The 22,070-nt window shown below is 71.6% G+C and carries 19 protein-coding genes and 1 tRNA gene; 9 read left to right on the top strand and 11 right to left on the bottom strand.

The window, feature by feature from the left end; genetic code table 11:
- Positions 1-28 precede the first annotated feature (28 nt).
- Genes ABZS58_RS01365 through trpB form a run of 3 tightly spaced genes read right to left on the bottom strand, consistent with a single transcriptional unit; the run spans position 29 to position 2,662 of the window.
- A complete protein-coding gene (locus tag ABZS58_RS01365; RefSeq protein WP_354776793.1) occupies positions 29-733 on the bottom strand; it encodes a GntR family transcriptional regulator in 705 nt (234 codons plus the stop codon).
- A 31-nt stretch (positions 734-764) separates the two neighbouring features.
- Complete coding sequence (trpA, locus tag ABZS58_RS01360; protein WP_354776356.1) at positions 765-1,508, bottom strand: tryptophan synthase subunit alpha; 744 nt, start codon at positions 1,506-1,508, stop codon at positions 765-767.
- The gene (gene trpB / locus ABZS58_RS01355; protein WP_354776791.1) at positions 1,505-2,662 is read right to left on the bottom strand and encodes a tryptophan synthase subunit beta; all 1,158 of its coding nucleotides are present in this window, start codon (positions 2,660-2,662) and stop codon (positions 1,505-1,507) included. Before trpB ends, trpA begins: the two co-directional genes overlap by 4 nt.
- A 204-nt stretch (positions 2,663-2,866) precedes the next feature.
- On the opposite strand from trpB, the gene ABZS58_RS01350 reads away from it, so the two are divergent.
- Both ABZS58_RS01350 and ABZS58_RS01345 read left to right on the top strand, forming a co-directional pair.
- A complete protein-coding gene (locus tag ABZS58_RS01350; protein ID WP_354776354.1) occupies positions 2,867-3,211 on the top strand; it encodes a VOC family protein in 345 nt (114 codons plus the stop codon).
- A 115-nt stretch (positions 3,212-3,326) separates the two neighbouring features.
- The gene (locus ABZS58_RS01345; RefSeq protein ID WP_354776352.1) at positions 3,327-3,836 is read left to right on the top strand and encodes a hypothetical protein; all 510 of its coding nucleotides are present in this window, start codon (positions 3,327-3,329) and stop codon (positions 3,834-3,836) included.
- 13 nt (positions 3,837-3,849) lie between these two features.
- Here ABZS58_RS01345 and ABZS58_RS01340 read toward each other — a convergent pair whose 3' ends face one another.
- The gene (locus tag ABZS58_RS01340) at positions 3,850-5,328 is read right to left on the bottom strand and encodes an ATP-binding protein (protein WP_354776789.1); all 1,479 of its coding nucleotides are present in this window, start codon (positions 5,326-5,328) and stop codon (positions 3,850-3,852) included.
- An 87-nt stretch (positions 5,329-5,415) separates the two neighbouring features.
- Here ABZS58_RS01340 and ABZS58_RS01335 point away from each other — a divergent pair, with 87 nt between their 5' ends.
- The 4 genes from ABZS58_RS01335 (at position 5,416) to purE (ending at position 9,832) form a co-directional block, all read left to right on the top strand.
- Positions 5,416-7,383, top strand: coding sequence for a thioredoxin domain-containing protein (locus ABZS58_RS01335; RefSeq protein ID WP_354776350.1), 1,968 nt, complete (start codon positions 5,416-5,418; stop codon positions 7,381-7,383).
- Positions 7,384-7,540: 157 nt separating this feature from the next.
- Entirely contained in the window at positions 7,541-8,098 is a 558-nt protein-coding gene (locus ABZS58_RS01330) for a hypothetical protein (protein WP_354776348.1), read from the top strand.
- Between the two features lie 97 nt (positions 8,099-8,195).
- Positions 8,196-9,338: a 5-(carboxyamino)imidazole ribonucleotide synthase gene (locus ABZS58_RS01325; protein WP_354776346.1), complete on the top strand. Its 1,143-nt coding sequence runs from the start codon at positions 8,196-8,198 to the stop codon at positions 9,336-9,338.
- Positions 9,335-9,832: a 5-(carboxyamino)imidazole ribonucleotide mutase gene (gene purE, locus ABZS58_RS01320; RefSeq protein ID WP_354776344.1), complete on the top strand. Its 498-nt coding sequence runs from the start codon at positions 9,335-9,337 to the stop codon at positions 9,830-9,832. Before ABZS58_RS01325 ends, purE begins: the two co-directional genes overlap by 4 nt.
- 77 nt (positions 9,833-9,909) lie before the next feature.
- Here the strand turns inward: purE and ABZS58_RS01315 are convergent, their stop codons facing one another.
- A complete protein-coding gene (locus ABZS58_RS01315) occupies positions 9,910-12,732 on the bottom strand; it encodes an AbfB domain-containing protein (protein ID WP_354776342.1) in 2,823 nt (940 codons plus the stop codon).
- A gap of 293 nt (positions 12,733-13,025) precedes the next feature.
- Entirely contained in the window at positions 13,026-13,229 is a 204-nt protein-coding gene (locus ABZS58_RS01310) for a cold-shock protein (protein WP_327008300.1), read from the bottom strand.
- Positions 13,230-13,543: 314 nt separating this feature from the next.
- On the opposite strand from ABZS58_RS01310, the gene ABZS58_RS01305 reads away from it, so the two are divergent.
- Positions 13,544-14,668 (top strand): glycosyltransferase, encoded by a 1,125-nt coding sequence (locus ABZS58_RS01305; protein WP_354776340.1) that lies wholly within the window; start codon positions 13,544-13,546, stop codon positions 14,666-14,668.
- 161 nt (positions 14,669-14,829) lie between these two features.
- On the opposite strand, the gene ABZS58_RS01300 is transcribed toward ABZS58_RS01305, so the two are convergent.
- The 3 genes from ABZS58_RS01300 to ABZS58_RS01290 form a co-directional block, all read right to left on the bottom strand.
- On the bottom strand, positions 14,830-16,764 hold the full coding sequence (locus tag ABZS58_RS01300; protein ID WP_354776338.1) for a beta-galactosidase: 1,935 nt from the start codon (positions 16,762-16,764) through the stop codon (positions 14,830-14,832).
- A 4-nt stretch (positions 16,765-16,768) separates the two neighbouring features.
- Positions 16,769-17,161 carry an SRPBCC family protein gene (locus ABZS58_RS01295; protein ID WP_354776336.1) on the bottom strand — a complete coding sequence of 131 codons (393 nt, stop codon included), beginning with the start codon at positions 17,159-17,161 and terminating at the stop codon, positions 16,769-16,771.
- A 414-nt stretch (positions 17,162-17,575) separates the two neighbouring features.
- Positions 17,576-17,649, bottom strand: a tRNA-Met gene (locus ABZS58_RS01290).
- A 241-nt stretch (positions 17,650-17,890) separates the two neighbouring features.
- Here ABZS58_RS01290 and ABZS58_RS01285 point away from each other — a divergent pair.
- Both ABZS58_RS01285 and ABZS58_RS01280 read left to right on the top strand, forming a co-directional pair.
- A complete protein-coding gene (locus ABZS58_RS01285) occupies positions 17,891-18,025 on the top strand; it encodes a hypothetical protein (RefSeq protein ID WP_354776334.1) in 135 nt (44 codons plus the stop codon).
- A gap of 305 nt (positions 18,026-18,330) precedes the next feature.
- Entirely contained in the window at positions 18,331-19,116 is a 786-nt protein-coding gene (locus ABZS58_RS01280) for a hypothetical protein (RefSeq protein ID WP_354776332.1), read from the top strand.
- Positions 19,117-19,251: 135 nt separating this feature from the next.
- On the opposite strand, the gene ABZS58_RS01275 is transcribed toward ABZS58_RS01280, so the two are convergent.
- Complete coding sequence (locus ABZS58_RS01275; RefSeq protein WP_354776330.1) at positions 19,252-20,610, bottom strand: hypothetical protein; 1,359 nt, start codon at positions 20,608-20,610, stop codon at positions 19,252-19,254.
- Positions 20,607-21,851, bottom strand: a complete 1,245-nt coding sequence (locus tag ABZS58_RS01270) for an MFS transporter (RefSeq protein ID WP_354776328.1) — start codon at positions 21,849-21,851, stop codon at positions 20,607-20,609. Before ABZS58_RS01270 ends, ABZS58_RS01275 begins: the two co-directional genes overlap by 4 nt.
- Positions 21,852-22,070: the final 219 nt, after the last annotated feature.

The raw sequence follows: 22,070 nt of genomic DNA, 5'->3' as shown, positions 1-22,070 counted from the left end.
ACGGCCTGGAACGGCCGCTGCCGAGCGGTCAGAGCGCGCCGGACCAGGTGAGCGAGAGCCCCGTCGCCGCGCGCGAGGCCCGGATCTCCATCGTGTCGCCGAGGATCACGGCCCGGTCGGCGACGACCGCGGTGTCGTCCAGGGCGTAGGTGACCCGGTCGCTGACGAACACCGGCGTCCCCGCCGCCGCCCGCAGGTGCCCCGCGACGACCTCGTCGAGCACGTCCGGCCGGATCGTCTCGGTGGCCCTCGCGACCGCGACCCCGGCGTCGGCGAGTGCGGCGTACAGCGACGTCGTCGTGAAATCGACGGGCCGCAGCCGCGCGCTCAGCCCTTTGCGGACCCACGACACCTGGTGCACCGCCGGCCGCCCGGCGAACTCCCGGACCCGCTCCAGGCGCAGTGCCGGCGTCCCCAACTGCGCCGCGACCGCCGCCGGTGGCCGGCGCACCCCGCTGTCCAGGACCGCGGTGCGCACCTCGTGCCCCTGCTCGCGGAGGTCGTCGGCGAGACTGCGCAGCGAGCCCAGCCGGTACGCCAGATGCGGCGGCGACACGAACGTGCCCTTACCGGCCTGCTGGACGATGAGGCCTTCGTCGCTGAGGTGCCGCAGGGCCTGCCGCAGCGTCATCAGGGTCACGCCGTAGCGCTGGCTCAGGTCCCTCTGGGCGGGCAGCGCGTCGCCCGGCGCGTAGTGACCGGTGCGGATCTTCTCGGCCAGGTCGGCGGCGATGCTGCGGTACCGCGGCTCGGCGTTGATCGGCTCACCCTTCGTCCATGGCCTCCCGGACCGCGCGGAGGTAGGCCCCGACCTCGGCCGGCGTGGCGCCGTCGAGCACCCGGCGCATGATCGCCGCGCCGATGACGACCCCGTCGGCGAGGCGGGCGGCCTGCGCTGCCTGCGCCGGGGTGGAGATGCCGAATCCTAGCAACACCGGCAGGTCGCAGCGGTCGGCGAGCCGCCGCGCCAGGGCGTGCGCGGACGCGGCCAGGGTCTCCCGCTCGCCCGTGGTGCCCATGACGGTGACCGCGTACACGAAGCCGCGGCTGCGGCGGGCGATCTCGTCGAGCCGCTCGTCGGGCGTGGCCGGGGACGCCAGCAGCACCAGATCCAGATCACGCGACGCCGCGTCGGCGGACACTCCGGCGCATTCCTCGAGCGGCAGGTCGGGCACGATCAGCCCGTCGAGGCCCGCGTCCCGCAGCTTCGCGCAGAAGGCGGGGTCGCGGACGACGAGGTTGGCGTACGTGCTGGCGACGAGCGGCACCGCGCCGGCGACGTCCGGGACGCGGGTCAGGATGCCGCGCAGGGTCGCGCCCCTGGTCAGCGCCGCGTGGGTGGCCTCCTGGATGGTGGCGCCGTCGAGCGTCGGGTCGGAGAACGGCAGCCCGATCTCGATCGCGTCGGCGCCGTTGTCGATGAGCGCCCGCAGGTGGTCGGTCCAGTCGGCGACGGCGCCACCGGTGAGGTACGGCATCAGGATCTTGCGGTCGGAGGGCAGTTTCACAGCAGCTCCCGCAGCGCCGAGATGTCCTTGTCGCCGCGGCCCGACAGGGTCAGCAGCACGGTCGAGCCGGCCGGCAGCGTGCCGTCGGCGGCGGCGCGGATCACCCACGCGACGGCGTGCGCGGATTCCAGGGCCGCCACGATCCCCTCGGTGCGGGCCAGACGGACCACGGCGTCGACCACCTCGGTGTCGCCGACCGTCACGTACCGCGCCCGGCCCAGGTCCCGAAGGTGCACGTGCTCGGGGCCGATGCCCGGGTAGTCGAGGCCGGCCGCGATCGAGTGTGCCTCCAGGACCTGCCCGTCGTCGTCCTGCAGGAACATCGACCGCACCCCGTGCAGCACGCCGAGGCTGCCGCGGCTCGCGCCGGCGCCGCCCTCCGCCTCGACCCCGACCAGCTTGGCGGTGGTGTCGACGAACCCGGCGAACGTGCCGGCCGCGTTGGACCCGCCGCCGACGCACGCGACGACGTAGTCGGGCACGGCGGTGGGCAGGGCGGTGGCGCACTGACGGCGCGCCTCGTCGCCGATGACCCGCTGGAACTCGCGCACCATCCACGGGTAGGGCATCGGCCCGAGCACCGATCCCATGCAGTAGTAGCTGTCCTCGGTCGCGCCGACCCAGTGGCGCATCGCCTCGCTGGTCGCGTCCTTGAGCGTCCTCGCGCCGGTGCGCACCGGCACGACCTCGGCGCCGAGCATCCGCATCCGGAACACGTTGAGCGCCTGCCGCTCGATGTCGCGCTCGCCCATGAACACGGTCGCGGCCAGGCCGAACATCGCCGCCGCCGTCGCGGTCGCCACCCCGTGCTGCCCGGCGCCGGTCTCGGCGATCAGCCGTTTGTGCCCCATCCGGGTCGCGAGCAGCGCCTGGCCGATCACGTTGTTGATTTTGTGCGACCCGGTGTGGGTGAGGTCCTCCCGCTTGAGCAGCAGCGTCACGCCGAGCTCGGCGGACAGCCGCACCGCCGGTGTCAGCGGCGTCGGCCGGCCGACGTGCGTGGCGAGCAGGCCCGCGAGCCGGCCGCGGAACGCCGGGTCGGCCCACGCCTCCCGGAACGCCTCCTCGACCTTCCGGCAGGCGGGGATCAGGGACTCGGGCACGTAACGGCCGCCGTACTCCCCGAACCGGCCCAGCGGTCCCGGATCGTCCATCAGCCGCACGCGTGCCGGCGTGCGGCTCGGCCGGATCAGCAGGTCACCCATGGTCTCTCCCGTTCTGCTGTTCTAGAACTGTTGCGACTGTTCTAGAACAGTGACAGAAGTGTTCGAGGAAGTAAAGCCGGTTTCCGTCACATCACCGGGCCGGCGTTCGTCAGGCTGGTGAGAACGTCAACCTCTGCGAAGGAGAGTGCACCCATGAGTGACGGCTTCGGTCAGATCGTGTACCCGGTCAAGGACATCGCCCAGGCCAAGACGCTGTTCAGCACCCTGCTCGGGGTCGAGCCGTACATGGACTCGCCGTACTACGTCGGGTTCCGCATCGGCGGCCAGGAGATCGGCCTCGACCCCAACGGCGAGCGCAAGGGCATGACCGGGCCGGTCGCGTACACCAAGGTCGACGACCTCGAAGCTGGTCTCAAGGCGCTGATCGACGCGGGCGCGGTGCCGCACGGCGACCCGCAGGAGGTCGGCGGCGGCCGGCGCATCGCCACCGTCAAGGACCCGTCCGGCAACATCCTCGGCCTGCTGCACGACGCCTGACCGCCCTTCTGCGGCCCCGCTCCCGCGCCGCAGGAGCGGGGCTGCGCGTCCGAGCCAGGTGGCGTACTGTCCTGCGTCGATCGAACTCATCGGTCGAGCTGATTCGGGGGAGTCAATGGACGCGTCGACCTACCGTGTGCCACCACAGGTCGCGGCACTCGCCGAGCGGCAGCAGCTCGGCCCGCTCGTCGCGGTGCACAAGGGCGACCACCCGGTGACGGAATGCCTCACCGGCCTCGTCATCTCGGCCGTCCTCTTCGGCGCCGCCGCGGGCATCTCCTGGGTCGTCTCCAACATCGAGTTCCTCCAGTTCAAGCTGCTCGCCCTGGCCGTCGTGCTGCTGGCGATCGCCGGCCTGGCCGCGGCCGGCTACTCGTTCTACCGGCTCTTCGGCGCGTACGTCGTCGTGCACCACTACGCGCAGGGCCTGGTGTGGACCCGCAACCGCAGCGTCGACGCCGCCCCGTTCTCGTGGATCGACGAGATGTACGTGACGCGCAAGGAAACCGCCGTGAAGGCCGCCGGAGTGGTCACCCTCGACGTGATCATCGCCTGGTCCGCCCGCCTCACCCGCGCCGTCACCGCCATGCCCTGGGACACCGTCCGCGCCGCCCGCCGGTCCTGACGTCCTCGCTGGGTCAGGCCGGCCGCCGGTACAGCCGATCGAGCCCGACAAGCGCGATGCGGTCGTCTCCGGCGGCGTCGGCGGTCAACTCGGCGGTGAACCCTGCGCCGCCGTAGAGCGCGAGCACCGTGTCGCCGGTGTCGAATCCCTTGAGCGCCAGCAGGTCCCGGGCCCGGGCCAGCCGGTGCAGGTGATGATGGCCGATGGTCTCGCCCCATTTCGCCTCGCCCAGAGCGACGATGCGTCGCGCGGTGCTGGACTCCTGCGGGGCCAGCGCCACCACGTCGACCTCGATCTGTGACCGGCTCGCCGGATCGCTCACCGTCCCGGGCCCGATCTCTCCCGGCTGCTCGCCGAAGACCTCCGCGCCGGACTCCAGGGCGAACGCCCGGCACAACGCCTCGAAGTGCGGCCCGGCGACCTGCGTGAGAAACGTCTGCCGGGTGGCGGCCCAGACCTGCTCGGCCCGATGGATCTCCAGCTCGGCCCACCGCTTCCGCATGATCGCCTCGTAGAACGTGATCAGCGGCTCGACGATCCGGTAGCGGGATCGTCCCTGCCGGAACAGGTCGGGCTCCCGGCGGATCAGGGCACAGTCCTCCAGCACGTTCAGCGGATGGGTGATCTGGTCCGACCTGCGGCCGATGAAGCTCGCGATGCCGCCGTTCGTGTTGTTGCCGCTGGCGATCGCGGCGAGCACCGAGTGGTAGAGCGCGGGGTCGCGGATGGCCGACTCCTCCGCCAGGAGATACCGCGCTTCCCTGAACAGCGGCGTCTGCGGGTTCAGGACGGTGCGGACGACCCACGGGCCGAAGTCGTCGAGGCCGGTGGGGCCGTCGCCCTGGGTGAACTCATGGCGGTACGCGGGCGTGCCGCCGACCACGGAGTGCACCAGGACGGCGAGCCGGGGGTCGGTGATGCCCCAGAACGCCGCCGAGTCCAGATATCCGAACGGGTGGATGATCAGCTCCAGGCTCGCGCGGCCGCGCAGCGGAGCCTGACCGGACAGCAGTTCGCCCATGACCGACATCGCCGACCCGCACAGGACGAGCCGGGCCGAACTGCCCTCTCCCGAGCCACCCGGACCGAGCTCGCGCTGAATGATCGACGGCAGGGCGGGTGACGATCTGGACAGGAAGGGGAGCTCGTCGATGATCACGGCCGTCGGCCGGTCCCGGAAGCTCCGGAACATGTGCGTGACGGCGTCGTTCCAGTCCCGGAAGGGCGTGTCCGGGAACTCGCCGGTGTGCCGGGTGAGCGCCTCGCTGAACAGGCGGAGCGACTCCGCCTCGGTTGCCTCGGTCGCCGCGAAATACATGCCACCGGTAGCTGCCGCAAGTGCCTGGAGCAGGTAGCTCTTGCCCTGTCGCCGCCGACCGCTCACTACGCCGAGCGCCGCCCCGCCGCGTGTCGCACTCATCGGACTGGCGGCGAACCTGCTCAGTCCTTGCCACTCGCGGTCGCGGGCGAAGAGCTTTGAGGGTTTGTCCATGGTCACGGGTTCATAATACAGAAGTACACTTCCGGGAAGTATACTTCTGTAGCTGCGGCGCCGGGTGATCGTGAGAGTGTAGGAGGCATGGCCAACCGTCTTGCCGACGCGACCTCGCCGTACCTGCAGCAGCACAAGGACAATCCCGTCGACTGGTGGCAGTGGTCGCCGGAGGCGTTCGAGGAGGCGCGGCGCAGGGATGTGCCGGTGCTCATCTCGGTCGGGTATGCGGCGTGCCACTGGTGCCATGTCATGGCGCACGAGTCGTTCGAGCACGAAGGGGTCGCCGCGCTCGTCAACGAGCTGACGGTGCCGGTGAAGGTGGACCGGGAGGAGCGGCCCGACGTCGACGCGGTGTACATGACCGCGACGCAGGCGATGACCGGGCAGGGTGGCTGGCCCATGACGGTGTTCGCCACGCCCGACGGGGAGCCGTTCTACTGCGGCACCTACTTCCCGAGGGACGCGTTCGAGCGGCTCGTCCGAGCGGTGTCCGACGCCTGGAGCACCCAGCGCGACGCGGTGCTCAGACAGAGCGCGGCGGTGGTCGACGCGATCAGGCAGGTCGCCGCGAAGCCGCCCGCGAATCCGATGCACGAGGGTGTCCTGGACGCCGCCGCGCAGAGCCTGGTGAAGGCGTACGACAGGGAGCACGGCGGGTTCGGCGGGGCGCCGAAGTTCCCGCCGCACATGAACCTGCTGTTCCTGCTGCGGCACTACCAGCGCACCCACGACGACGACGTGCTGGGCATCGTCAGGTTCACCGCCGAGCGGATGGCCCGCGGCGGCATGTACGACCAGCTCGCCGGCGGGTTCGCGCGGTATTCGGTCGACGAGACCTGGACCGTGCCGCACTTCGAGAAGATGCTCTACGACAACGCGCTGCTGCTGCGGGTGTACGTGCAGCTCGACCGCATCGCCGGAGGGGGCACCGCGCGGCGCGTCGCGGGGGAGGTCGCCGACTTCCTGCGCCGGGACCTGCACGACGGGCACGGCTTCATCTCGGCGCTGGACGCGGACACCGACGGCGTCGAGGGCCTGACGTACGTGTGGACGCCGGCGCAGATCAACGAGATCCTCGGCGACATCGACGGTGCCTGGGCGCGCTACCTGCTGGAGGTGACGGCCGACGGCACCTTCGAGCACGGCGCCTCCGTGCTGCAGCTGCCGGAGGACCCGCTCAACCTGGAACGCTGGCTGGACATCAAGCGGCGCCTGCGGGAGGCGCGCGACGCCAGGCCGCAGCCCGCCAGGGACGGCAAGATCGTCGCGGCGTGGAACGGGCTCGCCATCACCGCGTTGATCGAGTTCGGCCAGGTGTACGGCGACCGGCAGGCCGTCGAGCTGGCCGTGGACACGGCGCGGTACCTCGCCGGCACCCACATCGTCGACGGCCGGCTCCGCCGGGTCTCCCGGGACGGGGTCGCCGGCACGCCCGCCGGGGTCCTGGAGGACTACGGCGCGGTCGCGGAGGCGTTCTGCGCGGTCCATCAGGCGACCGGCGACGGGTCGTGGCTGACCCTCGCCGGGCAGCTCATCGACGTGGCCCTCGAGCGGTTCGCGGATCCGGCCGGTGGCTTCTTCGACACCGCCGACGACGCGGAGCGGCTGGTCAGCCGGCCCGCCGACGTCACCGACAACGCGACGCCCGCGGGGCTGTCCACGATCGCGGCGGCGCTCGTCACGTACTCCGCGCTCACCGCCGACCCGAAATACCGGGAAGCGGCGGAGCGGACCCTGGCCACGGTCGCCGTGCTCGCGGCCACCCACGGCCGGTTCACCGGATACGCCTGCGCGGTCGGCGAGGCGCTGCTGTCCGGCCCGTACGAGATCGCGATCGCCACCCAGGACCGCCACGACCCGCTCGTCACCGCCGCTTGGTGGCACGCCCCGCCGGGTGCCGTGGTGGTCGCCGGCCCGCCGGACACGCCCGGGGTGCCGCTGCTGGAGAGCCGCGTCCTGCGGGACGGGCGGCCCACGGCCTACATCTGCCGTGACTTCGTCTGTGACGCGCCGGTCACCGAGCTGGAGGACCTGGTCTCCGGCCTCGGCTGAGGTCCGCGGCGGTCCTCGCCGGATCTTTCTCAGGATCTTTCTCAGGAAATCTCTCAAGGATTCTCTCAGGGCGAACGCGCCCTCCTTTGGCATGCCTCGGCAACGGTGTAATCATGTAATCAACGTTGCAGGTGTAGCGGAGTGAGGGAGTAATCAGATGCGACGAGGAGAATGGGGCCGCGGCGGCGGTCCGCGCAGCGAGCCGCCGCCCGCCACCGACGCGCCCGCCTGGATCGGCGGCGCGCTGCCCGAGGGCTGGTTCACCGGACCGGCCGAGATCACCATCGACCGCGACGAGATCACCATCGTCGGCCGGCTCAGCGAGCCGGCGCTCGCCGACGACGCGAGCGAGGCCGACCGGTCCGCCGCCGAGCAGGGCCGCATCGCCGGCTTCCGGGAGACCACCCGCGACCAGCGGATCGGCATCGCTCAGCAGCTGGAGCGGCGCTACCTGCGCAAGGTCGCGTGGGGCGTGCGGGTCGGCGAGACGCGGGAGCTGTTCACCACGTTCTCGGCGCCGGTCATGACCCGCCTGCGCCAGGCGGAGCGGCAGGTCCTCGACACCCTCGTGGACTCCGGCGTGGCCCGGTCCCGCTCCGAGGCCCTGGCCTGGTGCGTGGCCCTCGTCGGCCAGCACGCCGAATCGTGGCTGGCCGAGCTCCGCCAGGCCATGACCCAGGTCGACGAGCTGCGCAAGCAGGGCCCGTCGGTCTGAGCGGCAGCGTTCCAGCGGCCCCGGCGGTGTGATCCGTGCCGGTCGCGGTGCCCGGGGCACGGGTGCCGCGGCCGGTGAACGCTAGGCTCACCAGCCTATGGACTCGCGAACCGGACTCCCCGTCGTGGGCATGGTGGGCGGCGGCCAGCTGGCCCGCATGACCCACCAGGCCGCCATCGCCCTCGGCCAGTCGCTGCGGGTGCTCGCAGTCGCCGCCGACGACGGGGCCGCCCTCGTCGCCGCCGACGTGACCGTCGGGCGGCACGACGACATCGACGCGGTCCGGGCGTTCGCGAAGGGCTGCGACGTGGTCACCTTCGACCACGAGCACGTGCCCGGCGACCTGATCCGCACCCTTGCCGCCGAGGGGGTCACCCTGCTGCCGGGGGCCGACGCGCTGCGGTATGCGCAGAACAAGCGCGACATGCGCACCCGCCTGTCGGAGCTCGGCGTCCCGGTACCCAGGTGGACCGCCGGCGACCTGAAGGCGTTCGGCGACGAGGTCGGCTGGCCGATCATCGTCAAGACCGCCACCGGCGGCTACGACGGGCGCGGCGTCTTCGTCGCCCACTCCGAGAACGACATCCCAGAGCACCCCGACCTCATCGGCGAGGAAAGAGTCGAGCTCAAGCGTGAGCTGGCCGCCGTCGTCGCCCGCTCGCCGCTCGGGCAGGTCGCCGCGTATCCGGTGGTCGAGACCGTGCAGCGGGACGGCATCTGCGTCGAGGTGCTCGCGCCCGCCCCCGGGCTCGACGAGGACGTCGCCGTCGAGGCGCAGCGGCTCGCCATCGACATCGCGACCAGGCTCGGCGTCGTCGGGGTCCTCGCGGTCGAGCTGTTCGAGACGACCAGCGGGAAGATCCTCGTCAACGAGCTGGCGATGCGCCCGCACAACTCCGCGCACTGGACGATCGAGGGCGCCAGGACGTCACAGTTCGAGCAGCACCTGCGGGCCGTGCTCGACTACCCGATGGGCGACACCCGGCTCACCGCCCCGGCCGTCGTGATGGCCAACGTGCTCGGCGGGTCGCCCGATGGTCCCTTCAGTGGCATGTCCATCGACGAGCGGCTGCACCACCTCTTCGCCGAGGAGCCCGGCGCCAAGGTCCACCTGTATGGCAAGCAGGTCCGCCCCGGCCGCAAGATCGGGCACGTGACGGTCCTCGGCGACGACATGGAAGACTGCCGCCGGCGCGCCGCGAAGGCCGCCCGCATCCTCGAAGAAGGGTATGAGCATTGACCGACGTCGGCATCATCATGGGCAGCGACTCGGACTGGCCCGTGATGCGGCTCGCCGCGGAAGCGCTGGACGAGTTCGACATCGCCCATGAGGTGCGGGTCGTGTCCGCGCACCGCACGCCGCACCTGATGCTCGGCTACGCCGGTGACGCCGCGGCCCGCGGGTTGAAGGTCATCATCGCCGGGGCGGGCGGCGCGGCGCACCTGCCCGGCATGGTCGCCTCCGCCACCGCGCTGCCCGTCATCGGGGTGCCGGTGCCGCTGAAGTACCTCGACGGCATGGACTCGCTGATGTCGATCGTGCAGATGCCGGCCGGCATTCCCGTCGCCACCATGGCGATCGGCGGCGCCCGCAACGCCGGGCTGATGGCCGTCCGCATACTCGCCGTCGCCGACCCGGCCCTGCAGGCCAGGGTCCGCGACTTCCAACAGGCCCTGGCGACGATGGTGGCCGAGAAGGACGCCGCCCTCACCGCGAGCCTGAACACGGCCTGAGCACGGCCTGAGCAACAGAACGGCCGCCGGGGACACCGGCGGCCGTTCGTATCAGAAACCGTCCTGCGGCGTCGAGGTCACGGCGCCCAGGGAGCGGCGAGGTTCCAGCTGCTGTCCGCGCCGAGCGCCTGCGGACGCTGGAAGCCGGTCCCGTTCCCGGTCGAGATGAACACCTGCGACTCGAAGTGCCGCAGGTACGCGCCGGGGATGTTGATCGACTCGAAGGTGACGCCGGTGCCGCCGATGCCCGGACGGGCGCAGAACGTCGCGTCCGCCTTGAACAGCGCCGAGTTGTCGTTCACCGCGTTGCGCACCCGGCTGTCGGCGTGCCGCAGGAACTGGCCGGGGAAGTTCACCGACTCGAACGAGTAGCAGGACGAGTCGGCGAGACCGCGCCGGACCGTGTACGTCGCGTCGGCCTTCAGCAGCGCGCCGCTGCCGCCGTTGACGATCTCGGTGTAGGCGAGGCTGTCCGCGTGCCGCAGGTAGCGGTCGGTGAAGCCCCACGTGGTGACCTGCAGCGACCTGCGCACGTCGGTCGGCAGCAGCACCGAGGAGCGCCACAGCGACGGGTTCGCCGTGTTCCAGGTCGCGTCGGCGGCGAAGCCGGCGGCGGTGTCCCAGGCGTTGGGGCCACCGCTGCGGGCCAGGTACACGTCGTCCGCGTAGTGCCGCATGAACGAGCCGGGGAAGTTCAGCGACTCGAACGAGGTGCCGCCCGCGGCGAGACCGGGCCGGCCGCACCAGGTCGCGTCCGCGGCGAAGCTGCCGCCCGTGTTGCCGTCGATGCGGACCCGGTTGCCGGCGTGGCGCAGGTACTGGCCGGGGAAGTTGACCGACTCGAACGAGAAGCACCGCGGGTCGGCCAGGCCGGCCACCGTGCGGAACGACGCGTCCTGCCGCGCCCCGTCCGGGCTCGCCGAGGTGAGCACGTCGGTGCGGGCGAAGGAGTTCGAGTGCCGCAGGTAGCGGTTCGTGAACCCGGCCGTGGTCACCTGGAACGACCGGACGTGCCCGAGGGTCATCGGCACGGCCGCGTTCAGGTTCTTCGACGCGTTGATGAGGTTGGTGTTCGCGGTGCGGTACTGGTTGGTGTCGACCTTCTGGACCCGGCGGTCGTAGGTGAGCAGCCCGTTGTACTCGCCCTCGACGTCGGTGATCTCGGTGTACACGTACGCCGAGAGCCCCCTGGTCGTCATGAGCGACCGGGTGTCGCGGATCATGCCGGTGAGGCGGTCGTTGAGCTGGGCGTTGCTGAACACCTGCTCGTAGGCGAAGAACTGGTTGTTCGGGCTGTACTCGTTTCCGGGGGTGCGAAGGCCGATGCCGCCGAACTCGCCGAGCACCGACACGCGGTTCGCGGACGGCAGCGGCGCGTCCGGGCCGGTGTAGATGTGCCAGTCGATGATGTCGCCGGTGCCGGGGTCGCCCTTGGACGCGCAGCAGTTGTAGCCGCTGTGCGCGTTGACCAGGCGGGTCGGGTCGTAGTTCTTGAGGTCCGTGGTGACCCGGGCGGTGTCGGCGAGGTTCCACTCGCCCCAGCCCTCGTTGAACGGCACGTACGTGATCACGGCGGGGGAGAACCGGTGCTCGTCGATGATCTCGCGGGCCTCGGCCTCGAACTCCGCGATCTGCGCCGGCGTGCGGTTCGCGTCGAACGCCTGCGTCGACGGGATGTCCTGCCACACCAGCAGACCGAGCCGGTCGGCGTGGTAGTACCAGCGTGCGGGCTCGACCTTGATGTGCTTGCGGACCATGTTGAACCCGAGGTCCTTGTGCTTCTGCAGGTCGAAGGCGAGCGCGGCGTCGGTCGGCGCGGTGTAGAGGCCGTCGGGCCAGAAGCCCTGGTCGAGCGTGCCGGCCTGGAAGACGAACTCGCCGTTGAGCGTCGGCCGCAGTACGCCGTTGACCAGCTTCGTGCCGACCTCCCGCATGCCGAAGTAGCTCACGACCTGGTCGACGGTGGCGCCGGAGCTGTTGCGCAGCGACACCCGCAGGTTGTAGAGGAACGGGTCGTCGGGCGACCAGCGCCGGGCGTTCGGGACCGGCACGGTGAACTCGGTGAACCCGCCGGTGCCGCTGCCGACGACGGTCGAGCCGTTCATCGCCTCGGCGAGGACGGTGTGGCCGCTGACGTTGCCGCGGGTGAAGACCCGGACCCGGACGGTGTTGTTGGACAGGTTGGCATACGTGTCGACGGAGTAGATCGACGAGGCGGCGGTCGGCTCCAGCCAGACCGTCTGCCAGATCCCGGACGTCGGCGTGTAGAAGATGCCGCTCGGGTTGTTGGTCTGCTTGCCGACCGGCTGCTTCTCGCCGCGGCCGTCGGTCGGGTCGTAGACCCGGACCACGATCTCGTTGCTGCCCCCGTTGAGCTGCGGGGTGATGTCGGCCTCGAAGCGGTCGTAGCCGCCCTTGTGGGTGGTGACCTGCACACCGTTGACCCAGACGGTGGCCTCGTAGTCCACGGCACCGAAGTGCAGCTGGACGCGGCGGCCGTTCCAGCCGGACGGCACGGTGAACGTGCGCCGGTAGAACATCAGGTCGCGGTTGTCGTTGCGCATGATGCCGGACAGCGCGGACTCGACCGGGAACGGCACCAGGATCCGCTCGGGCAGCGTCTGCCCCAGCGGCGGCGCGGCGTAGCGGTTGACGTTGCCGGCGCCGTCGGTGGCGGGGTTGAGGAACTCCCACTCGCCGTTGAGGGACTGCCAGTCCGGGCGGGTCATCTGCGGCCGAGGGTATTCCGGCAGCGGGTTCGTCGTGGACACCTGCGAGGTCCACGGGGTCGTCAGCGGCGGGGTCTTCGGCACGACGGCGAGGGCGGGCGCACCGGCCGCGACCAGCGCGCCGGAGGCGAGCGTCAGGACCGCGAGGGTACGGGCGAGAAGGTGGCGCATCGAACTCCTTCTGGCGGGAAAGAGCACGCGGAACCGGCGCGAGGCCGGTTGGCGATCGGCCGCGCGCCGGCAGCGAGCGTTGGCGTGTATCGACGGGCTTTGTTGGAGCCCGGGTTCCGGGAACGTAACATGAAACATTCCCGAACGGAACAGCTCAGATGCAACCACAAATCAAACAAAATCCATCGTGGCCGCGCGGCGGGCGGACACGAAAAAAGCTCACGCCACCCGCGTGGCGGATGGCGTGAGCGGTGCGCTGACCGCGGTGGGTCAGGCGGTGGTCAGACGATGAGTCAGACCGGGCGGATGTTGGCGGCCTGGGGGCCCTTGGCGCCCTGGGTCACCTCGAACTCGACCCGCTGGTTCTCCTCGAGGCTGCGGAAGCCACCCGTGGCGATGGCCGAGTAGTGTGCGAAAAGGTCCGCGCCGCCGCCGTCCGGCGTGATGAAGCCGAAGCCCTTCTCGGCGTTGAACCATTTCACGGTGCCGACTGTCATGTACTGCTCCTCGCAGGTTGATGGCGCCCACACCGTGTGGGCACCGCGTCGCTGCGGCTGTTGACCCTCATCCGGAGACAGGGGCCTGGAAACGCAAAAAAGCGCCCAGGGTATTCGATACCCACCCAGGCGCTGGCAAAGTATGCGGAAACCAAAACTGCAACGCTCTCTACATTAGCACGCCAAAAGGCGCCTACCGGCCAGAACGAAGGATCCGGACTCGGACCGATCCGCCCCGCGGGTGTACCGTGACCCCGGAAGGTCCGGCCATGTTCGTCCCCTGGCGCCGAGCCCGCCGACGAAAGGTGGGCGCGGTGAACACGTCCTTCGGTTTGTTGAGCACGTATCCGCCGACCCAGTGCGGCATCGCCGCCTTCGCGGGCGCGCTGAGCACCGCGCTGTCCGCTGCGGCGGGCGTCGACCGGGTCGGTGTCGTGCGGGTCGTCGACTCGCCCACCTTCACCGACCGGCCCGAGGTGATCGCCCACCTGCAGGCCGGGGCCGCCGGCTCGGCCGAGGTCGCCGCCGCCGCGCTCGACCGGCACGACGTGGTGATCGTCAACCATGAGTACGGCATCTACGACGGCACCGACGGCGCCGGCGTGCTCGAGGTGCTGCGCCGGCTCAGGTCGCCCAGCATCACCGTCCTGCACACCGTGCTGCGCCGGCCGACCGCGCACCAGCGGGAGGTCCTGGAGACCGTGGCGGCGCTCGCCGGCGCCGTCGTCGTCACCACCGAGGCGGCCAGGGCGCGGCTGCACGAGACCAGCACGATCGACCCGGCGAAGGTGCACGTCGTGCCGCACGGGGCGCTCGTGCAGCCGGCGATCCGCACGGTCAGCTCGTCCGGCGAGCCGATGGTCCTCACCTGGGGGCTGCTCGGCCCCGGCAAGGGTGTGGAGTGGGCGATCGCCGGGATGCGCGAGGTCCGCCATCTGTCGCCGCGCCCCCGGTATGTGATCTCCGGCCAGACGCACCCGAAGGTCCTCGCCGAGGAGGGCGAGAGCTACCGGCTGGGCCTGTACAAGAAGGTCCGCGCGTTCGGCGTGGCCGACCTCGTCAGGTTCGAGCGCTCCTACGCGGACCCGTCCGCGCTGGCCCGCCTCGTCGACCGCGCCGACGTCGTGGTCCTGCCGTACGACACGACCGAACAGGTCTCCTCCGGGGTGCTGCACGAGGCGGTCGCGGCCGGCAAACCGGTCATCGCCACGCCGTTCCCGCACGCGGCGGACCTGCTCGGCACCGGCGCGGGCGTGCTCGTGCCGCACCGCGACGGCGCCGCGATCGGATCGGCGCTCAAGCGGCTGCTCACCGACCCGGACCTGGTCGCCGGCATGCGCGCCGAGGGGCTGCGCCGCACGGCGGGGGCCGACTGGGCGACCGTCGCGTCGCGGTACGCCGCCCTGGCCGAGGCCCTGCCGGCCGCATCCAAGGCCTGACCCGGCGAACCGCCGGAAAAGGCCCCACGACCGCCCGCGAACGGCTCGTCGACCCGGCCAAGGCCCTGCGCCGGAAGGTCTCAGGGCCGGCCGCGTGGACGACGGAAGCCTCAGGACCGGCCGCCGGACGGTCGGCGAAAGCCTGACGACCGTGCGTGCCGTCACCGTTCCTCGATCACGGCGGCGGCGCCGGCGTCGACGGTGGTGCCCTGCACGTCGACCGGGGTCGCGCCGTGGTTGATCGCAAGGATGAAGGGTGGGCGGCGGACCGCTTCCACGCTCTCCGGGAGGTCGGTGCGTGCGGCCAGCCCGGCGTCGTCGTACACCTGCCGCATCAATCGCCTGAGCGCCTCCTCGGCGAGGCGGGTGGAGACATACCAGGCGCTGCCGCGTCCGTGTGCGTGCCGCGTGACGGCCGGGCCGCCCGGCGCGGGACCGTCGACGTAGTGCAGCACCGTCCGCGCGCCGGTGGGGACCACGGCCTCGGTCCACACGTCGGCGCTGGAGCCGTCGCTGAGCTCGACCCGCTCGCCGGCGCGCAGCGGCAGGAACTCCTCGACGGTGACGCCGAGCAGGTCGCGCAGCGCACCCGGATACGGCCCCTCGGGCACGGCGTCGTCGGCGTCGACGATGCCGGAGAAGTAGGACACCAGCAGGGTCCCGCCGCCGGACACGTAACCGTCGAGGTTCCTCGCCGCGGTGCCGGTCGTCATGTACAGCGTGGGCACCACCACCAGGCGGTAGCGCCCGAGATCGGCCTCCGGGTGGACGAAGTCGGCGGTCAGGTGGTCGCGCCACAGCGCCCCGTAGTAGGCCTCGACCCGCTCGCGGTATGCGAGGTCCACCGACGGCCGCCACTCCAGCTCCAGGGCCCACCACGACTCCCAGTCCCAGACGACGGCGACGTCGGCGGCGACCCGGGTGCCGCGCAGCGCGCCGAGGCCCGCCAGGCGCCCGCCGAGCTCCGTGACCTCGCGCCAGATCCGGGTGCCGGTGCCGCCCTGCGGCAGCATCGCCGAGTGGAACTTCTCGGCGCCGAAGCGCGAGGCCCGCCACTGGAAGAACATGACCCCGTCCGCGCCGCGGGCGACGTGCGCGAGGCTGTTGCGGGCCAGCTCGCCGGGGAGCTTCGCGACGTTGCGCGGCTGCCAGTTGACGGCGCCGGTCGAGTGCTCCATCAGCAGCCACGGCGCGCCGCCGGCGAGGCCGCGGGTCAGGTCCGCGCACATCGCCAGCTCGACGTGCCGGTCGTCGCGGGCGGCGTCCAGGTAGTGGTCGTTGGCGACGATGTCGACCTCGCCCGCCCACTTCCAGTAGTCCAGCCACTTGCAGTTGGCGATCATGAAGTTGGTGGTGATCGGCACGCCGGGGGAGTGCTCGCGCAGGACGTCGCGCTCCCGCCGGTAGTTGCCCAGGTGCGTGTCGGAGCAGAACCGCAGGTAGTCCAGCTGCTGGGCCGGGTTGACGGCGGTCGGCGCGACCCGCGGCGGCTCGATCTGCGCCCAGTCGCCGTAGCGCTGCCCCCAGAACGTGGTGCCCCACGCGGCGTTGAGCCCGGCCAGGTCGCCGTGCCGGTCCCGCAGCCACCCCCGGAAGGCGGCCGCGCACGTGTCGCAGTAGCAGTGCGCGTTGACCCCGGCGTATTCGTTGTGCACGTGCCACAGCGCGACCGCGGGATGCGTGCCGTAGCGCCGGCCGAGCTGCCCGGCGATCGCGGCGGACGCGCGGGCGTAGTCCGGCGAGCTGGGGCAGAAGCTCTGCCGGCCGCCCGTGCCGAGGACGTGCCCGGCCCGGTCGACGAGCCGCGCGCCGGGATAGCGGTGCGCGAACCATGGCGGTGGCGCGGCGGTCGGCGTGCCCAGGTCGACCAGGATCCCGTTGGCGTGCAACAGCTCCAGCACCCGGTCGAGCCAGTCGAACGTGTAACGCCCCTCCTCGGGCTCGCTCAGCGCCCAGCTGAACATGCCGACGCTGACGAGGTTGACGCCGGCGGCCTTCATGAGTTCGACGTCCTGCGCCCAGATTTCTTCCGGCCACTGCTCGGGCGTGTAGTCGCCGCCGTAGGCGATCGCGTCCAGCCCGCGTGGGTAGGTCACGTGCCTAGGCTTCCAGGACGGCCCGGAGCGCGCCGAGGTCGGCCTGGACCGCGGCGCAGTCCCGGTCGAAGTCCTCGTCGGTCATGCCCGGCTGCCGGCGCACGCTGAAGACGACCTCGCTGCCCTCGCCGTTGGCCGTCACCCGCATCGGGTTGTAGAACGTCTGCCCCGACGGGACCGTGACGTGGTGGTCCATGACGCCGAACGGGTTGTCCGGCGCCCAGTCCAGCAGGATCCGGCCCATGTCCGAGTCCGCGACCCACTGGCCGTCGACCTTCTCCACGGACCTCAGCAGGCCTGGTGCCCACTCGGGCAGGTTCTCGGGGTTCGACGCGTACGCGTACACATCGGCGGCGGGACGGTCGATGTTGGTGCTGACGTGCCGCGTCTCCATCATGCCTCGATCCTGCCGCAGTCACGCGGCAGGATCGACCCGGCTTTTCATGATCCGGAAGAGATGTTGTCGCCGGGGAGGGTGGCGCATAATTAGCTACGTCGATGCGTCGAAGAGCCAGTCTGTCGACGAGAAAGCTGCAATCCGGACTTTCCTCTGCGACGACTGCCCGAAAGGTCCGCTTCGCGGCCTAGAACACGCGCCGGTAGAAGCTTGACAAGCCAGAATTCCGAATTACGCGCCACCCTCCGGGGCAGCACAAAGTCTTCCGGATCATGAAAAGCCGGGTCGACGGTCTTGAGGGGGTGTGGGTGGAGCGAAGCTCCCCCGCTGGGGAGCACCGGCTCCGCCGGTGCGCGGATGCGGAAACCGCAAACGCGAAACGCCCCCTGCGTGAGCAGGGGGCGTCAGCGGTTGTAGCGGGGACAGGATTTGAACCTGCGACCTCTGGGTTATGAGCCCAGCGAGCTACCGAGCTGCTCCACCCCGCGTCGGTAAGACCAACCCTACCCGATGGCCGCCACGGGTTTTCCGGCGGGTCGCTCAACCTTCCGCGGGCGGCCGTCGTCTTGACCGCGACGAAAGGAGAGCCCGTGTTCTGGAAACGCGGCTTCGATGGGCTGGACGCCCTCGTCGCGGAGCGTGGCAGTGCCCTGCTCGCCACGGCGGTGCTGCTCACCGGCAGCCGCGCGGCGGGGGAGGACCCTGCTGCAGGGCGCCCTGGAGCGGCTGATGCGCTCATGGGGGCGGGTCCGCGAGGACCGTGAACGATATCTGCGGCGCACGATGTATCACCTCGCCGTCGACCAGTGGCGGGTGCGCCGGCGCAGGCCCGAGGTGACCCTGCACGCCGAGCCGCCCGGCTAGCCCGACGCCGGTACCTTCAGCGCCACCCTCGAACTGTCCGACTACGGCCTCCCGGTCCACGTCGACCGCCCCGCGGACGTCGTCCCGGCGAACTGATCGCGGACCAGCACGTGGCGCCGGCGGGAGTCACCCGCCGGCGCTACGCATCGTGGTATCGCCGTGGCTCGATGGGTTGATCGAGCGGTAATCTTCCGTCGACGTTCGCCACGACGCGATGGGGGTCGGTCTTGCCGCACTGGCACGATGCTGTGTGCGGCGCATCGGACTGGAGCGCGCCGGTGCGGCTCGACATGGGGGCACGGGTCGTGGCTGAACCGGTCGCCCCGCTCACCGTCGACGTGACCGACGGCCTCGGCGTGGTCGAGGTGCTCGGCAACGACGCCGCCAGTGTGCTCTACCTGTCCGGGACGCCGGTCTGGGTGCACGCCTACGACTGTCACGGCAGCGTGGGCGAGCTGGCCGCGCGCGCCGGCGACGCCGGATGGGACGCGTCGCGCCCGGCCGGGCTGAGCGCGCTGCGGGACTGGCTGGCCGAGCCCGGGCTGCTGGTGGAGCGGGGCAGGCGCGGCCGGTGGCCCGTGGACCGGGTGCACGGCCTGCGGATCGAGCCGTTGCTGCCGTTGCTGCGGTTGTTCTGCAGCGGCCGGTACCTGGTGTCGGCGCGGACGATGTCGCCGACCGTCACGGTGTTCGACCGGGTCGACGCCGACTGGTTCGGCTGGTATCCCGGCTACGGTTCCGGGTTCGACGACGAGGAGTACATCCTCGCGACGGACCGCTGGCCGCCGCCGGGCCTCGGCACCGTCGAGGAGCACCGGGCCCGGATCGCCAGGGGCATCCGGCCGGCGCTGGTCGCCGCCGGTCCGCCCGGGGGCGCGGGCCGCTACCTGCTCGACGGGCACCACAAGCTCGCCGCGTACCGCAAGGCCCGGGTCCGTCCGCTGGTCATCGACATCGTCCCGGCCGTCGCGCGGCCGCTGCCGAAGGCGCTCTTCGCGGATCTGCTGCCGGCGCCGGCCCGGGGCGAGTTCCGCCACGCCCTGCGCGACTGGGAGTCCGACGGCCCGCCGCCGGACGGGCACGGCACCTGACCCACCGCCGCGCGTCACCCGACCGTCGCGGCGACCAGGGACACGGCGGTCCGGAATGTCTTGCGCGACGAACATCCTTCCGCGGTCGGTCAAGATCGACGAAGGTCTCGCAGATTCGATCGACTGTCCGGAATGTCAGCCGGCGTAGAAGACGCAGCCGACGCTCGCGCCGCCGGCCATGCTGACCACGCCCGCGTCCGGATCGGCACTGCCGCGGATGAACCCACCGGCGTAGCCGTCCTCGCCGATGGTGTCGCGGTCGCCGAGGTAGATCCCCCAGTTGAGGAACTCGTCCCGCGGCCGACCGTCGGTGAGCTCGCCGATGGGCTCGGCCATCGGGCGGACCCGCTGCTGCAGCACGTACGGGCCGGACATCGCCGCCGTCACCTGCCGCTCCCACGAGGCGTCGTCCGCGCGCCAGCCGGCCACGATGCCGTTGCCGCCGTGCAGCAGCGTCGGCTTGAGGATCAGCTCGGTCCTGGCCGACCGGGCGTAGGCGAGCAGGTCGACCTCGGTGCCGCCGGGGTCGCGGACGACCGGGAGCACGGGCCGGGTCCACGGCAGGAACCGGTCGATGCACGCGCGTTCCGCGGCGTCGAAACTGTCCCGGTGCCGGTCGTCGGACAGCATGGCGAGCGCGCCCTTGCTGCCGTAGAGGTCCGAGTCGAGCCGGCTGCAGAGCCCCACCCGGCCCGCTTCCACCGCGGCCAGCAGCGCCTCGATCTGCGCCGCCGCCACCGGGTCGGTGAGGTCCTCGACCAGGAAGTAGCGCAGGACGACGTCGACCGTCCGGCCGTCGACGCTCACCCGGCCCCGCTCGTGCCGCAGCCGGCCGAGGTCGCAGGCGACCGCCTCGACGCCGTGCCCGGTGAGCAGTCTGGCGAGAATGGCGAGAGCCTTGCCGACGATCGCGAAGTTGGGCGTCGTGTCGGTGACGACGACGAGCGGCGGCCGGCCGGCGGGAAGCGTCTCGGCGAGCAGGCCGAGCGCCATGCACCGCACGGTGTCCCGGAAGCGCAGCCCGTGCAGTTCCACGAAGTCGTGCAGCGGCCGGTACCGCAGCATCGCCCGGTTGAGCTCAGGGTTCTGGTAGCCGCCCAGCGCGCTGGTCAGGTTGAACTCGAGCAGCCGGAAGCCCTCGCCGTCGTGGTGGAGGTCGGCCCGGCCGAGCGGGAGCAGCGGTCCGGTGCGGGCGCTGCGCGAGATGAGCGCGGTCTGCCCCGCGTCCATGCCGACCGCCCGGGCCAGGGCGGCGACGTCCCCTCCGAACAGCCGGTCGGGCAGGGACCGGAGCAGGTCGTAGACGGTGCGCAGGTCGGTGACGACCGATCGGCGCTCGTCGTCGCCGAGGAACGCCGGCGCGGGCAGGAACCGGTCCTGGTAGGTCATGGTGAGCTCGGCGTCGTCGCGGGCCGCCTGCGCCGGATGCCCGGGCGGCCGGTCGGGCGACGCGAGCACCGCGGCGTAGGCGCTCGCGAGCGGGGACCGGCTCATTGCGCCTGCGGGTCGGCGCGGCTGATCCACTGCCGGCGCGCGCCCACCACCAGGACGACCGCGATGCCCGCCATGACGACGGCACCGGCGCCGAACACCGACCGGGTGCCCGCGTAGGCGGCGCCGAAGCCACCGGCCGCGGCGCCGATCGGCAGCCCGCCCCAGGAGATCAGCCGGTACACGCCGTTGACCCGCCCGAGCAGGTGCTGGGGCACCAGGGTCTGACGCAGGACCACCACCACGACGTTCCAGGTGACGGTGCCGCAGGCGAACAGGGCCAGCGCGAGGCCGGCCGCATACGGCGACGGGACCGCGGCCAGGACCGTCTCGCTGCCGACGAGCAGCAGGGCCGTGGCGATCAGCGCGCCCTCCCGGCCGAGCCGGCGGTGCAGGGCGGGCGCGACACGGGAGGCGAGGACCGCGCCCGCGGCCTGGCAGGCGAGCACCACGCCGAAGCCGAACGAGCTCAGGTGCAGCACCTTCGTGCTGTGGATGACCAGCACGGCGAGCATCGCGTTGCCGGCCAGATTGATCAGGCAGGAGAGCAGGGCGAGGCCGCGCAGCAGACTGTGCCGCCACAGCCAGCGTGCCCCGGCGATCATCTCGGCCCACATCCCGGCGGCGGGTGGCTCCCCGGCTCCGGCGGCGGCCGATGTACGGACACCGCGGATGCCCGCGACCAGGGTCGCCGAGACCACGAAGCTGACCGCGTCGACGCCGAACGGCAACGCGGCCGCCGCGCCGAACAGCAGGGCGCCGAGCAGCGGGCCGACGAATCCGGCGCCGGCCTCCTGCACGCCCATGATGCGGGCGTTGGCGGTGGCGAGCACCGGCTTCTCCGCGATGAACGGGACCAGCACCTGCTCGGCGTTGCGGCAGAAGACGTCGCCGGTGCCGAGGACGAACATCGCCACGTACAGCAGCGGCAGCCCGCCCCAGCCGCCGAGGACCGCGGCGGTGAGCACGGCGAGCACGACGGCCCGGACGTAGTCGATCAATACTATCGTGCGGCGGATGTCGAGCCGGTCGACCAGCATGCCGGCGGGCAGGCCGAACAGCACGAACGGCAGGGTGAAGGCGACCGAGGTCGCGCCGATCAGCCGGGGGTCGTCGGTGAGCCGGGTCGCCAGCAGCGGCGCGGCGGCGATCGTGACGCCGTCGCCGATCGAGGAGATCGCGGTGGCCAGCCAGAGTCGGGTGAAGTCACGGCCGAGGCGCGGCCGTTTCTCGGTCGCGACCATCCCACCCCCCGCGCTCCGGCACTGAACGGCGACTCGGTCGAGAGACTACCTTGAATGTCGTGGCGACAGTCTAGTGATCAACCCATACATCCTCGAACTGTCGGATACCCGCGTTGTCGTCCCCGGTTCTGGGTTTTATGGTTGTCCGCAACACCCCGGGTCCATCGAAATCCGTCTGTCAATCGACCTCGTGCCGCAGCTCCGATCCGCGGCCTTCGC

Origin of the sequence: Dactylosporangium sp. NPDC005555, from assembly GCF_040605635.1 — a bacterium.
Lineage (GTDB): Bacteria > Actinomycetota > Actinomycetes > Mycobacteriales > Micromonosporaceae > Dactylosporangium.
The sequence above is the reverse complement of the archived record's forward strand: the minus strand, read 5'-3'. Positions and strand labels throughout refer to the sequence as shown.